This is a genomic window from Streptomyces sp. NPDC059679, from assembly GCF_042734105.1.
Taxonomy (GTDB): domain Bacteria; phylum Actinomycetota; class Actinomycetes; order Streptomycetales; family Streptomycetaceae; genus Streptomyces.
Map to the genome: position 1 here is coordinate 147,090 of NZ_JBHWES010000009.1, position 13,163 is coordinate 160,252.

General features: G+C 72.5%; 11 protein-coding genes. 5 read left to right on the forward strand and 6 right to left on the reverse strand.

Annotated elements, in window-relative coordinates:
- Positions 1-125: 125 nt before the first annotated feature.
- Together ACFV2X_RS13490 and ACFV2X_RS13495 are read left to right on the forward strand one after the other, a co-directional pair.
- Complete coding sequence (locus ACFV2X_RS13490) at positions 126-965, forward strand: rhamnogalacturonan acetylesterase (RefSeq protein WP_385615389.1); 840 nt, start codon at positions 126-128, stop codon at positions 963-965.
- An 88-nt stretch (positions 966-1,053) separates the two neighbouring features.
- Positions 1,054-2,361, forward strand: a complete 1,308-nt coding sequence (locus tag ACFV2X_RS13495) for a polysaccharide lyase family 1 protein (protein ID WP_385615392.1) — start codon at positions 1,054-1,056, stop codon at positions 2,359-2,361.
- 202 nt (positions 2,362-2,563) lie between these two features.
- Here ACFV2X_RS13495 and ACFV2X_RS13500 read toward each other — a convergent pair whose 3' ends face one another.
- Entirely contained in the window at positions 2,564-3,445 is an 882-nt protein-coding gene (locus tag ACFV2X_RS13500; RefSeq protein WP_385615395.1) for a class I SAM-dependent methyltransferase, read from the reverse strand.
- 277 nt (positions 3,446-3,722) lie between these two features.
- Here ACFV2X_RS13500 and ACFV2X_RS13505 point away from each other — a divergent pair, with 277 nt between their 5' ends.
- Both ACFV2X_RS13505 and ACFV2X_RS13510 read left to right on the forward strand, forming a co-directional pair.
- On the forward strand, positions 3,723-4,964 hold the full coding sequence (locus ACFV2X_RS13505) for a right-handed parallel beta-helix repeat-containing protein (RefSeq protein ID WP_385615397.1): 1,242 nt from the start codon (positions 3,723-3,725) through the stop codon (positions 4,962-4,964).
- 157 nt (positions 4,965-5,121) lie between these two features.
- Positions 5,122-6,567 (forward strand): NCS2 family permease, encoded by a 1,446-nt coding sequence (locus ACFV2X_RS13510; protein WP_385615399.1) that lies wholly within the window; start codon positions 5,122-5,124, stop codon positions 6,565-6,567.
- A gap of 39 nt (positions 6,568-6,606) precedes the next feature.
- Here the strand turns inward: ACFV2X_RS13510 and ACFV2X_RS13515 are convergent, their stop codons facing one another.
- The 5 genes from ACFV2X_RS13515 to ACFV2X_RS13535 form a co-directional block, all read right to left on the reverse strand.
- Positions 6,607-7,587: an aldo/keto reductase gene (locus ACFV2X_RS13515; RefSeq protein ID WP_385615402.1), complete on the reverse strand. Its 981-nt coding sequence runs from the start codon at positions 7,585-7,587 to the stop codon at positions 6,607-6,609.
- 59 nt (positions 7,588-7,646) lie between these two features.
- Positions 7,647-8,348 carry a response regulator gene (locus ACFV2X_RS13520; protein WP_385615405.1) on the reverse strand — a complete coding sequence of 234 codons (702 nt, stop codon included), beginning with the start codon at positions 8,346-8,348 and terminating at the stop codon, positions 7,647-7,649.
- Positions 8,345-9,661 carry a sensor histidine kinase gene (locus tag ACFV2X_RS13525; RefSeq protein ID WP_385615407.1) on the reverse strand — a complete coding sequence of 439 codons (1,317 nt, stop codon included), beginning with the start codon at positions 9,659-9,661 and terminating at the stop codon, positions 8,345-8,347. Before ACFV2X_RS13525 ends, ACFV2X_RS13520 begins: the two co-directional genes overlap by 4 nt.
- Positions 9,658-10,617: a hypothetical protein gene (locus ACFV2X_RS13530; RefSeq protein WP_385615409.1), complete on the reverse strand. Its 960-nt coding sequence runs from the start codon at positions 10,615-10,617 to the stop codon at positions 9,658-9,660. Before ACFV2X_RS13530 ends, ACFV2X_RS13525 begins: the two co-directional genes overlap by 4 nt.
- A 98-nt stretch (positions 10,618-10,715) precedes the next feature.
- Entirely contained in the window at positions 10,716-11,486 is a 771-nt protein-coding gene (locus ACFV2X_RS13535; RefSeq protein ID WP_385615412.1) for an IclR family transcriptional regulator, read from the reverse strand.
- Positions 11,487-11,617: 131 nt separating this feature from the next.
- Between ACFV2X_RS13535 and ACFV2X_RS13540 the strand changes: the two genes are divergently transcribed.
- Complete coding sequence (locus ACFV2X_RS13540) at positions 11,618-13,147, forward strand: aldehyde dehydrogenase (NADP(+)) (protein WP_385615414.1); 1,530 nt, start codon at positions 11,618-11,620, stop codon at positions 13,145-13,147.
- The last annotated feature ends 16 nt before the right edge of the window (positions 13,148-13,163 follow it).

A 13,163-nucleotide genomic window follows, 5' to 3' on the forward strand; every position in this document is an offset into this window, starting at 1 on the left:
ATGTGGGGCGTTATGCGGGGCGGGGCGGCCGCCGTAGCGGGGGGCCCGCCCCGCGCCCACCCCCCACTCCCGTGCACCCCCTGAATCCGTGAACCCGTGACCCGGACGAAAGGCATTCGCACGCCATGGCACTCTCCCGCAGACACGCGGCGGCGTCGCTCGCCGCCGTCCCGCTCGCCCTCGCCGCGACCGGCACCGCCCAGGCCCGCACCGCCCAGGACCGCTCCGGTGGGCGCGGCAGACCCCGCGCCGAGGTGACCGTCTACCTCGCGGGCGACTCCACCGCCGCCACGAAGGCCGCCTCGGCGGCCCCGGAGACCGGCTGGGGGATGGCCCTGCCCTTCTTCCTCGCCGACCGGCTGCGGGTCGCCAACCACGCCGTCAACGGCCGCAGTTCGAAGAGCTACTACGACGAGGGGCGGCTCGCGGCGATCCTGACCGCCATCCGGCCCGGCGACTTCCTGTTCATCCAGTTCGGCCACAACGACGAGAAGACCGACGACCCGGCCCGGGGCACCGATCCGGCCACCACCTATCCGCAGTATCTGCGGCTGTACGTGGGCGGGGCGCGCGACCGGGGCGCCCGCCCGGTGCTGCTGACCTCCGTCGAGCGCCGTAAGTTCGACGCGGCGGGCACCGCCCAGCGCACGCACGGCGCCTACCCCGACGCGGTGCGCTCCCTGGCCCGGGCCGAAGGGGTGCCGCTGATCGACGTACAGGCGTCGAGCATCGCCCTGTGGCAGCGGCTCGGGCCCGAGGGCACCAAGGGCTGCTTCAACTGGCTCGACCCGGGGGAGTCGCCCAACTACCCGGACGGCAAGCAGGACAACACCCACTTCCAGCCGCACGGCGCGATCGAGGTGGCCCGCCTCGTGGCGCGCGAGCTCAGGGCCAAGGGCGTGCTGGCCCCGTCCGACGTACGCCGCTTGGACGAGGCGATCCCGGACAGCTGGATCACCTGGTAGCGCCCCGGGCCCCGCGCCCCCGCCACCGTCCCTTCCCCGTATGCCCGTATGCCCCGCACGCCTCCACACGTTCGCAAGGAGCCGGACCATGCGCACTCCCAAATGTCATGCCCGCGTCGCCTCGCTCGCCTCGGTGCTCTGCTGCGCCGCCCTCGTACTCGCCGCCGCCCCCGCCACGGCAGTCCCCTCCGTGCCCGTACGCGGCACCCTCCCGGCGGGCGACGGCTGGGCCTCCGCCGACGGCGGTACGACCGGCGGCGCCAAGGCCGACAAGGCCCACACCTTCACCGTCACCAACCGGGCCCAGCTCGCCAAGGCACTCGACGGCTCCGACGGCAGCCCGCGCACCATCTACGTCAAGGGCACCATCGACGCCAACACCGACGCCGCGGGCAAGCCGCTGAGCTGCGCCGACTACGCCACCGACGGCTACGGCCTGGACGCCTACCTCGCCGCGTACGACCCGGCCACCTGGGGCGACGCCCAGCCGTCAGGACCCCAGGAGGACGCCCGGGCCGCCTCCGCCGCGCTCCAGGCGAAGCGCGTCAAGCTGGCCGTCCCCTCCCACACCACCATCGTCGGCGTCGGCCGCGACGCCCGGCTGCTGGGCGCCAGCCTCCAGGTCACCGGCGCGGACAACGTCATCGTCCGCAACCTCACCTTCGAGGACGCCTTCGACTGCTTCCCCGCCTGGGACCCGACCGACGGCGCGGACGGCGCCTGGAACTCCGAGTACGACAACCTCGTCGTCTACGGCTCCACCCATGTCTGGGTCGACCACAACACCTTCACCGACGGCCGCCGCCCCGACAGCGCCCAGCCCCGCTACTACGGCCAGCTCTACCAGCAGCACGACGGCGAACTGGACGTGGTGCGCGGCGCCGACCTCGTCACCGCCTCCTGGAACCTCTTCGCCGACCACGACAAGACGCTGATGATCGGCAACAGCGACAGCGCGGGCGCCACCGACCGCGGCAAGCTCCGCGTCACCCTCCACCACAACGTCTTCAAGAACATCGTCGAGCGCGCCCCGCGGGTCCGCTTCGGCAAGGTCGACGTCTACAACAACCACTACATCGCGCCCGCCGACGGCTACTCCTACAGCTGGGGTGTCGGGGTCGAGTCCCAGCTGTACGCCGAGGCCAACGCCTTCACCCTGCCCGGTGCGGTCGACCCCGCCAAGGTCATCAAGAAGTGGAAGGGCACGGCGCTCACCGAGAAGAACAACTACGTGGGCGGCAAGCCCGCCGGTCTCCTCGCCGCCCACAACGCGGGCGTCCCCGACGAACAGTTGGGCGATGACGCGGGCTGGACGCCGACGCTGCGCACCCGCGTCGACGCGCCGGGCGCGGTGCCCGGCATCGTCGACGGACGCGCTGGCGCGGGCCGCCTCTGACAGCCGCCACCCCCCAAGCGGGGAGGCCGGGCGATACCTGGCCCCGCCCGGCCTCCCCTCGGCCGCCGGCGTGCCGGCGGCCCCTGCCCGAGCGATCGGCCACGCGGCCAGGGGCTCTTCCGGCCACCGCGGGAGGTGTCCGGCGGCAGCCGGGGCGGGCCGGCCCGGCGTCGGGGGCCCGGGAAGAGTGCTCGGACAGGTCCTAACCGGTGGTCGCGACGCGGAGGACGTGTGCCGTCGAGCGGCGTTCGCCCTCGGCCGGGGCTCGGCCGGCGCTCCCGTTGGCGCGCTCGCCGGCGTAACGGGCCAGGAGCCGGATCGCGTCCAGGTCCTCCACCGCCGCGAAGCCCGCCTCCCGCAGGTCCGCCGCCAGTTGCTCGGGCGCGAAGTAGCTCAGGAAGGGCTCGCCGAGCGCGGCCACGCGCTCCGCGCGGGCGCGGTGGGCGGCGCGGACGCGCGGTGTCATGGCGCTCGGCGGCTCGCTGTAGTCGAAGACGGCCTCCGCGCCGCCGGGCAGGCCCGCGAGGTGGCCGAGCGTGCCGAACACCGCCTCGCGGGTCAGATACGGCACCACGCCCAGCCAGCTGAAGAACGCCGGTCGCGCCGGGTCGAATCCGGCCGCCGCCAGGCCGTCGCCCAGGCTCTCCCGTTCGAAGTCGACCGGTGCGAAGGTCAGCGACGGCGGCAGCGGGATGCCGGCGCCGGACAGGCGCTCGCGCTTCCACTCCTGGGTGGCCGGGTGGTCCACCTCGAAGACCGCGAGACCGGCGGCCTCGTGCGGATTGCGGTAGGCGAAGGTGTCCAGACCGGCGCCCAGGACCACGAGTTGGCGTACGCCGCGCGCGACGGCGGCGGCCAGATGGTCCTCGGCGAAGCGCGAGCGCGCGGCGATGAACAGCCGGAAGCGCCGGCGTCCGGGCGCGGTGCGGGCCGCGTCGAACTTGCCGAGCAGGTCGTCGGCATCCGCTCCGAGCATGCGGACGGCCAGCGGATCGTGGAACAGGCGGCCGTGGTCCAGCGTCTGGTGGGCCGCGCGGAGCACGGCGACCCGCTCGGCGGTGCGGCTGGGGCTGCGCGGCTGCATCTCGGGCCTCCTGGGCCTCGATCGGACAGGTGGTTGCCTGAAGCTACTATAGCTGGGGTTCTGTATGCAGCCTGACCGCCTTTGATCAGCGAGGAGGCTTCTCCGGCCACGAAATGATCAAGGTTTGCCCCAGCCTCTCGTGCGACCATCCCGATTTCGTAATCTAAGAATTCGCGAGTGCGCGGCAACCTAAGCTGGGGTTGGCGGCAACTACAGCTTGGAATGGGCCGGACCAGGATCCCCCGGCCCGTTCCCTCGACGCAGAACAGGAGTTGCCATGGGGCTGAGGCGCAAGCGCGGTCGCCACCGCCGCCGGAAGGACCGTACGCTGCCGCTGGGCAGCGCCGTCATCGTGGCATCGGCCGTGGCGGGCGTCTATCTGACGGCGGCGCCCGAAGGCGCGAGCGCGGTGGCGTCGACCGTGTATGTGTCCCCGCAGGGTGACGACGGCGCCTCGGGTTCGCTCGAATCCCCGTACCGCACGCTGGAGAAGGCATTCTCGGTCGCGAAGGCGGGCACCGTCATCGAGGTGCGCGGCGGCACCTACTACCCCGCCCGGACGCTCAGCAGCTCCGTCGACGGCACCGCCCGGGACCGCGTCGAGTTGCGGCCGTACCGCGCCGAGCAGGTTCGGGTCGACGGCTCGCGGCTCTCCACCGGCTCCTCACTGCTCTCGCTCCGCGCCGATTTCTGGACCGTCTCGGGCATGGAATTCCGCAACGCCCCCGGCGGCGGCCTGGTCTGCACCTCCTGTGCGCGCACCGTCTTCGACAACCTCTCCACCCACGGCAACGGCGACACCGGGCTCACGCTGCGCGGCAAGGGCAGCGACAACAACGTCATCCGCAATCTGGACTCGTACGACAACCACGACGACGCCACCGGCGGTAAGCAGGCGGACGGCATAGCCGTCACCCACGGCTCCGGCAGCGGCAATGTGATCACCGGAGTCCGGGCGTTCAACAACAGCGACGACGGCGTGGACCTGTGGAGATGGGCCAGCCCGGTCACCATCGAGCACACCTGGGCCTTCGGAAACGGCGAGAACCGCTGGCGCATCCGCGACTTCCGGGGCGACGGCAGCGGCTTCCAACTCGGCGGCGACGCCCCGGCCCCCTCGCCCGCCCACGTCGTACGGAACTCCGCCGCCTGGGACAACACCCAGTTCGGCTTCTCGGCCAACGGCAACACCGGCGCGATCCGCCTCCGGCGCACCACGGCGTACGGCAACCAGGCCGCCGGCTACTCCTTCGCCGGCTCCCGCGCCCGGCTCGAGCGCAACCTCTCCGTCTCCAACGGCGACACCAACGCCGACGCCGGCCCGGAGGCCGTCTCCCAGGGCAACAACTGGAGCCCCGGGCGGGGCAGCGGCTGGAGCGCCGGAGGCGCGGCCACCCCGCCCTTCGTCACCACCGACCCCGTCACGGCCCTCGGCGCCCGGCGGCAGGACGGCTCGCTGCCCGTCACCAGCTTCCTGGTCGTGGCCGACGGCTCGGAGATCGGCTCGACGATGGAGTGACGCCCGTCGCGGCGCCCACCGCACCGCGCCGCGCGGCCAGTTGATCTCGGAGCACGGCTTGATCTCGTAACACGGCGAAAACCTGAGCGGTCCGCGTAGTGGGCACAATCCAGTCACCCCGCACGCGTTTGATTCACGCTTAAAGGAGCGCCACGACATGGCAAGACAGGTGACCGACAAGGCACCGGCCCCAACCGCCCCATCCGGCAGCCCACTTGACCGGTTCTTCCGGATATCCGAGCGGGGTTCGACCCTCGGCCGGGAGGTCCGGGGCGGGTTCGCCACCTTCTTCACGATGGCCTACATCCTCGTGCTGAACCCGATCATCCTGGGGAAGGCGGAGGACAAGTTCCACGCTCATCTCGATGGCGCGCAGCTGGTCACCGCGACCGCCCTGGTCGCCTGTGTGATGACGATCCTCATGGGCGTCGGCGGCAATCTGCCGCTGGCGCTCGCCGCCGGCCTCGGGCTCAACGCGGTCGTCGCGTACCAGATCGCCCCGCAGATGAGCTGGCCCGACGCCATGGGTCTGGTGGTCCTGGAGGGCCTGATCATCTGTGTGCTGGTGGGCACCGGGCTGCGCGAGGCGGTGATGAACGCGATCCCGCAGCCGCTGAAGCAGGCGATCAGCGTGGGCATCGGCCTGTTCATCGCCTTCATCGGCTTTATCGACGCGGGCTTCGCCACCCGCATCCCGGGCATGGAGGGTTCGGTTCCGGTCCAGCTCGGCGCGACCGGGCGGCTGACCGGCTGGCCGGTGCTGGTCTTCTGCCTCGGGGTGCTGCTGACCATCGCCCTGATGGTGCGCAAGGTCAAGGGCGCGATCCTGATCAGCATCGTCGCCTCGACCGTGGTCGCGGTGATCATCAATGAGATCGCCGACATCAAGCCGCAGGCGTGGGGGCTGACCGTGCCCTCCCTCCCGGACAAGGTCGTCGACACCCCGGACTTCGGCCTGATCGGCTCCTTCAGCCTGTTCGGGGCGTTCGAGCAGGTCGGCGTGGTCACCATCGTCCTGCTGATCTTCACCCTGATCCTGTCCGACTTCTTCGACACCATGGGCACGGTCGTCGGCGTGAGCAACGAGGCCGGGCTGCTGGACAAGGACGGCAACGTGCCCAACCTGGGCCGGGTGCTGCTGATCGACGGGGTGGCGGCGGCCGCGGGCGGCGCGGCGTCCGCCTCGTCCAACACCAGCTATATCGAGTCGGCGGCCGGGGTCGGCGAGGGGGCGCGCACCGGCTTCGCCAGCGTGGTCACCGGCGCGCTGTTCGGGCTCGCCCTCTTCCTGACCCCGCTGGCGACCATGGTGCCCGCCCAGGCCGCCACCCCGGCGCTGATCGCGGTGGGATTCCTGCTGATGAGCCAGGTGCGGCATATCGAGTGGGAGCGCTACGACATCGCCATCCCGGCGTTCCTCACCATCGTCGTCATGCCGTTCACCTACTCCATCACCAACGGGATCGGCGCCGGGTTCATCGCCTATGTGCTGATCAAGGCGGTCCTGGGCAAGGCGCGCGAGGTGCACTGGCTGCTGTGGGGGACGGCGGCGCTGTTCGTCCTCTACTTCGGGATCGACCCGATCGAGCAGCTGCTCACCTGAGCCCGCGACCGGACCGCTCGCGTCCCATCAGCCGTCCCGTCAGCTGTGACCCATGATGGGGCGCGGGCGGTACGGCGCCTCCAGACGGGCCACTTCCTGCTCGTCGAGCCGCAACTCGACCGCGGCGACCGCGTCCTCCAGATGACCGACCTTGGTGGCCCCCACGATCGGCGCGGTCACCGCGGCCCTGCCGAGCAGCCAGGCGAGCGCGATCTGCGCCGGGCTCACCCCGCGCTCCTCGGCCACGGCACGGGTGGCGTCCACGATGTCGAACTCGGCGTCCGCGTACCACCGCTCGACCAGCGTGTCGTCGCCCGCCCGGACCGAGGTCCCGGCGCCGTCCCGGCCGCGGGTCCCCGTGAGCAGGCCGCGTGCCAGCGGGCTCCACGGGATCACCCCGACGCCCTGGTCCAGGCAGAACGGGTTCATCTCCCGCTCCTCCTCCCGGTACAGCAGGTTGTAGTGGTTCTGCATCGAGATGAACCGGGTCCAGCCCGCCGCGGCTGCCGTGTACTGGGCCTTGGCGAACTGCCAGGCGAACATGGACGACGCGCCGATATAGCGCGCCTTGCCAGCCCGTACGACGTCGTGCAGCGCCTCCATGGTCTCCTCGATGGGCGTCTCGGGGTCCCACCGGTGGATCTGGTAGAGGTCGACATGGTCGGTGCCAAGACGCCGCAGCGAGGCGTCGATGCTCGCCATGATGTGCTTCCGGGACAGCCCGCGGTCGTTGGGGCCCGGGCCCATCGGCATATAGACCTTGGTGGCCAGCACGTAGTCGTCCCGGCTGGCGAAGAGCTCACGCAGCAGCTCGCCCGTGACCTCCTCGCTTCTGCCGTTGGAGTACATATCGGCGGTGTCGAAGAACGTCACGCCGCTCTCGACCGCCCGCCGCACGATCGGCCGTGACGCGTCGATGTCCAACTGCCACGGGCGGTGCTCGGGGTCGCCGAAGCTCATCATCCCCAGGCAGATCCGCGACACCTTGATCCCGGACTGTCCCAGGCGGGCGTACTCCATGCGTCTCACCTTCCACTTCCGCTTGATCCGTCACAGCAGATCACTTGGGCGCCCGCGTGTCAGCCCGGTTTGACGAAACCGCACTCGTATGCCGCGATGACCGCCTGGGTGCGGTCCCGTACGCCGAGCTTGGCGAGCACCGTGGCCACATGGGTCTTGACCGTGGCCGGGGCGACGGTCAGCCGGTCGGCGATCTCGGCGTTGGACAGCCCGGCGGTCATCAGCCGCAGCACTTCGGCCTCCCGCTCGGAGAGCCGGTCGCGCAGCGCCCGCGCCCGGCCGTCGCGCCCGGTGGCATACGCGGCGGCCAGCGCCCGCACCGCGGCGGGGAACAGGAGTGAGTCGCTGCGCGCCACGAGCCGTACCGCCTGCACCAACTCGTCCGCGCGGGCCCGTTTGAGCAGGAAGCCGCTGGCTCCCGCGCGCAGCGCGTCGTACACATAGCTGTCGTTCTCGAAGGTCGTCACGACGATCACGCGCGGCGGTTCGGGCACGGTCGCAAGGATCCGCTCGGTGGCGCGGATGCCGTCGATCTCGGGCATCCGGACGTCCATCAGCACGATGTCCGGGCGGAGTTCGTGGACCAGCGGGATGGCCTCGGCGCCGGTGCCCGCCTCGCCGACGACCTCCAGGTCCGGCTCGCTGGACAGGATCGCGCGCAGCGCGGTGCGCACCATTCGCTCGTCGTCGGCGAGCACGATACGCAGGGGAGGCAGCGCCGGGGTGGATGCTGCGGGGGCATCTGGTACGAGGGCGCTCACCGGGGCGTCCCCAGGGGGATCCGGACCGTCAGCCGCCAGCCGTCCTCGGAGTCGCCCTCAGAGCCGTCCCCGGTCGGGCCCCAGGCGCAGCTGCCGCGCAGCAGTTCCGTGCGCTCGGCGATCCCGCGCAGGCCACGGCCGCCGCCGGTGCGCTGCCGCCGGGCGGCCCCGCTCACCCGCTCCACCGGGTTCTCCATCGTGATCTCCAACTCCCCGTCTTTTGTGCTGCATTCGGCGATCCGCAGCCTGACCGGCACCCGGCCCGCATGGCGCAGCGCGTTGCTGAGCCCTTCCTGCACGATGCGGTACGCCTCGCGGGACACGGCGGGCGGCAGCCGGTCGAGCGGGCCGGGGGCGGACAGTACGACGGTGACGCCCGCCGCCCGGGTCCGGGCCAGCAGCCCGTCCAGGTCGGCGAGGGTGGGGGTGGGCGCCGTACGGTCGCCGCCGTTCCCGTTCTCGTTCTCCCGCAGCAGGCCCAGCACGCTGTCGAGTTCCCCCACCGCGTCGCGCGTGGTCTCCTCGATCGCCGCCAGCGCCTGCCGGGCGAACTCCGGGTCCGCGTCGAGGACTTTGCGCGCCGCGCTCGCCTGCAAGGTCACCGCGCTCAGGGCATGCCCGACGGAGTCGTGCAGCTCGCGGGCGAGGCGGTTGCGGGAGGCGAGGCGGGCGGCCCGCTCCTCGGCGGCGGCGAGCCGGTCGGCGGGCGTGGGCCCGAGCAGCGCGGGCGCACAGCGGGCCAGCAGCGCCCCCGCGCCGGCGGCCACCGCGGCCACGGCCGCCAGCAGCAGGATCCCGGCGGCGGGGGCGAGCGCGCGGGCGGAGTCGAAGGCGGTCGGCCAGACCAGGCTCCTGGCGTACGACTTGTCGGTGAACGGCAGCGCGACCAGCAGCGCCGCGGCGGGCGGCAGCGCGAGGGTGACCGCGCTGACCAGGCCGCCGACCGCCAGGTGCAGCCCGTACCACAGGGCGGCGCGGCTGCGCGCGTCCCAGGACGTGGCGGGCCCGGCCGCGAGTTCGGCGGGCTCGGTGAGCCCGCACAGCGAGCGCGCGGCCGTGGCCTCCAGGGGGCGTACGAGCGGGAAGAGCGCCGTCAGTACGGCCGGCGGCAGGGCCAGGGCGTACGAGGCGAGCTGCCACCCCAGCGAGTCGAGGGGCCGGGCGCCCGGGACGAGCGCCACCAGGACGACACCGGTCAGCAGGAAGTACGGCATCAACAGGGCCCCGCCGAGCACCAGATGCACCCAGCGCAGCCGGGCCCGCCGCCCCAGCGCGGCCCGGGCGCACCGCCGCCACCACACCACGGGCGTCATGCCTCCCGGCGCGCCGCGGCGCGCTCGCTGAAGAAGTAGGCGCCGGCCACCAGGACGAGGAACCCGACGATCATCTGCACAGAGTAGGTCACGTTCATCAGCCCAGTGGGCGCCCTGTCGTCGTCCTTCCCGGCGGTCAGCCCGGCCAGGGTGAGCCAGCCGCCCCAGCAGGCCAGCGCCCCCGACCCGACCCAGGCCAGGGCCAGCGGCAGGCTCAGCGGGACCCGGCGCCCGGCGCGGAAGGCGAGCATGAGCACGCCCGCGGCGGTGGCGAGCGCGAACAGCACGTAGACGGCCTCGACGAGGTAGAAGTCGCTGCCCCGCTCCGCGGCCCTGGCCTCGCTCAGCCCGGCGGCCGAGCCGCCGGCCCACAGCAGATGCACCACGGTGGGCGGCAGGACGAGCACGGTGGCGACCACGGCGGTCAGACGCTGCGCCGGGCCGGTGGGGCCGTCGGCGGGCAGATCGGCGAGGCGGCCGCGCCACAGCCCGCCCCAGCGGTCGCGGGCGTACAGCACGAACAGGGCGCCCAGGGCCAGCCCTTGGACGATGAAGCCGCCGTAGACGACGCCGAAGACCCAGTCGGCCAGGAACGCGCCGTGCTCATCGTCCTGTTGGGCTGCCTTCGTGAACCCGAGCGCCCCGGCCGCCAGTTGGGCCGGGAAGCCGGTCATGATCGGCGTGAGCAGGCCACAGGCGCACCAGACGGGCAGCGCCGGCAGCCAGGCCGGGACGCGTCTGCCCCAGGGGCGGGTGAGCAGCAGGGCGAGGACGACGACGGCGGCGTCCATGACGACCGACACGGCGTTGACGGCGATCATCGCGGTCCGCTCGCCCGGCTCGCGCAGCTCACTGCCCTCGGGGATGCCGAGGTGACTCCCCGCGATCCAGGCGGCCTTGAGGCCGATGTAGGGGAGGCAGGCGGCGATGGCAATGGCGCGCAGGGCTTTTCTCATGCCCATCAGCCTTCCGGCGGGCCGCCGGCCACGCTTCCTCCCGTGCGACGATCCGCCTCCGCCGCACGGGTGAGGCGTCTCGTCCCCGTACAGGGGGCTCAGAGGCGGCGGGTCGCGAGGGTGAGGCGGTCGCGGGCGTCGAAGAGCGCGTCCTTGATCATCTGCTCATGGGCCGGGGTGAGCCTGGCCACCGGCACCGAGCAACTGATCGCGTCCCGCGAGGGCGTGCGGTAGGGGATCGCGATGCCGAAGCAGCGCAGCCCCAGCGTGTTCTCCTCGCGGTCCACCGCGTACCCCTGCTCGCGGATGAGGTGCAGCTCCTCGATGAGCTTCTCGCGGTCGGTGATGGTGTGCTCGGTGAGCGCGCCAAGCGTCTCCGGCAGCATCTTGCGCACCTGCTCATCGGCGTAGGTGGCCAGCAGCGCCTTGCCCAGCGAGGTGGAGTGGGCGGGCAGCCGGCGGCCGACGCGGGTGAAGGGGCGCAGATAGTGCTGGGACTGGCGGGTGGCGAGGTAGACCACGTTGGTGCCGTCGAGCCGGGCGAGGTGGATGGTCTCGGTGGTGTCGTCCGAGAGCCGGTCCAGGGTCGGCCGGGCGGCGGCCACGACCTCGTCGCCGTCGATGTACGAGGTGCCGACCAGCAGGGCGCGTACGCCGATGCCGTAGCGGGTGCCGGTCGCGTCGGTCTCCACCCAGCCGAGCTCCACCAGTGTGCGCAGCAGCATGTAGAGGGAGGACTTGGGGTAGCCCACGGCTTCCTGGACGGCGGCCAGGCTGTGCATACCTGGTCGGCCGGCGAAGAATTCCAGCAGCTCGACCGTACGGACCGCCGACTTGACCTGGGCCCCACCCGTCTCGGCAGTTGACATCGCCTTGACCCCTTTGTTCGACCAGCCATAGAGTCCCGACAGAGTTCACTATCAGGGACAGCGTTCAGCATATCGAACAACAGCCGAGGTGCGGGACGCAAGCAGCGGCAACACAGCAGGAGGATTCCGCGGTGTCAGCACCAGTGTGGAGCGTCGACCCCCGAACCGGGAAGCAGCGGGAGCAGGTCGCGATCGAAGCCACCGCCGAGGAGATCGACCGCGTGGTGCGTGCGGCCCACGAGGCTCGCGGCTCCCTGGCCGACCGTACGGTGCGCGCCGCATTCCTGCGCACCGCCGCCGACCGCCTCGACGAGGCGAAGGACCAGATCGTCGAGGCGGCCGACGCCGAGACCGCGCTGGGCCCCGTCCGGCTCACGGGCGAGCTCGCCCGCACCACCTACCAGCTGCGGGCCTTCGCCGACATCGTGGACGAGGGCGGCTTCCTCGACGTACGCGTCGACCACGCCGACGCCACCCAGACCCCGCCCTGGCCCGATCTGCGCCGTTACAAGGTGCCGCTCGGCGTCGTCGCCGTCTACGCCGCCAGCAACTTCCCGCTCGCCTTCTCCGTGCCCGGCGGCGACACCGCCAGCGCGCTCGCCGCGGGCTGCCCGGTCGTCGTCAAGGCGCACCCCGACCACCCCGCCACCTCCGAGGTGACCGCGGCCGCGCTGCGCCGCGCCGCCGAGGAGTCCGGGCTGCCCGTGGACGTGGTCTCGGTGGTGCACGGCTTCCAGGCGGGCATCGAACTGGTCAAGCACCCGCTGATCGCCGCCGCCGGCTTCACCGGCTCGATCCGCGGCGGCCGAGCCCTGTTCGACGCCGCCGCGGCCCGGCCGGTGCCGATCCCCTTCCACGGCGAGCTGGGCAGCCTCAACCCCGTCGTGATCACCGAGGCCGCGGCAGCCGAGCGCGCCGAGCAGATCGGCGCGGGCCTGGGCGGATCGATGACGCTGGGCATGGGCCAGTTCTGCACCAAGCCCGGCTTTGTACTGGCCCCGGCGGGCGAGGCGGGCGACCGGCTGGTCAAGTCCCTCACCGACGCGGTCAGCAACAGCGAGGCCGGTGTGCTGCTGGACCACCGGATGCGCGACAACTTCGTCGCCGGGGTCAAGGAGCGGGCCGAGCTCCCCGAGGTGGACGCCCCGGTCACCCCCGGCTCCGGCGGTGAGCACACGGTCAGCGCCGGCTTCCTGACCGTCCCGGCGCGGCTGCTCGCCGAGGAGGGGCAGCACGATGTGCTGCTGGAGGAGTGCTTCGGCCCGGTGACCGTGCTCGCCCGCTACGAGAGCGACGCCGACATCGCGGCCGTGCTCGGACGGCTGCCGGGCAACCTCACCGCCACCGTCCACCTCTCCGAGGCCGAGGGCGAAGGCAGCGAGGGCCGGGCCTCCGAGCTGCTGGCCGAGCTCACCCCGCTCGCCGGCCGCGTCCTGGTCAACGGCTGGCCGACCGGCGTCGCCGTCGCCCCGGCCCAGCACCACGGCGGCCCGTACCCGGCCACCACCTCCACCTCCACCTCGGTCGGCGGCACCGCCATCGAGCGCTGGCTGCGGCCGGTCACCTACCAGGACACCCCGGCCGCGCTGCTGCCGCCGGAGCTGCGCGACGAGAACCCGCTGGGGCTGCCCCGCCGGGTGAACGGGCGCCGGGAGGCCTGACGACACCTGGGCGCGA

Excerpts from the sequence above, each read along its gene's own strand:
- ACFV2X_RS13530 (WP_385615409.1), bottom strand. The coding sequence starts at position 10,617 with ATGAGAAAAGCCCTGCGCGCCATTGCCATCGCCGCCTGCCTCCCCTAC.
- ACFV2X_RS13505 (WP_385615397.1), top strand. The coding sequence starts at position 3,723 with ATGGGGCTGAGGCGCAAGCGCGGTCGCCACCGCCGCCGGAAGGACCGT.
- ACFV2X_RS13515 (WP_385615402.1), bottom strand. The coding sequence starts at position 7,587 with ATGGAGTACGCCCGCCTGGGACAGTCCGGGATCAAGGTGTCGCGGATC.
- ACFV2X_RS13490 (WP_385615389.1), top strand. The coding sequence starts at position 126 with ATGGCACTCTCCCGCAGACACGCGGCGGCGTCGCTCGCCGCCGTCCCG.
- ACFV2X_RS13510 (WP_385615399.1), top strand. The coding sequence starts at position 5,122 with ATGGCAAGACAGGTGACCGACAAGGCACCGGCCCCAACCGCCCCATCC.
- ACFV2X_RS13535 (WP_385615412.1), bottom strand. The coding sequence starts at position 11,486 with ATGTCAACTGCCGAGACGGGTGGGGCCCAGGTCAAGTCGGCGGTCCGT.
- ACFV2X_RS13495 (WP_385615392.1), top strand. The coding sequence starts at position 1,054 with ATGCGCACTCCCAAATGTCATGCCCGCGTCGCCTCGCTCGCCTCGGTG.
- ACFV2X_RS13500 (WP_385615395.1), bottom strand. The coding sequence starts at position 3,445 with ATGCAGCCGCGCAGCCCCAGCCGCACCGCCGAGCGGGTCGCCGTGCTC.
- ACFV2X_RS13525 (WP_385615407.1), bottom strand. The coding sequence starts at position 9,661 with ATGACGCCCGTGGTGTGGTGGCGGCGGTGCGCCCGGGCCGCGCTGGGG.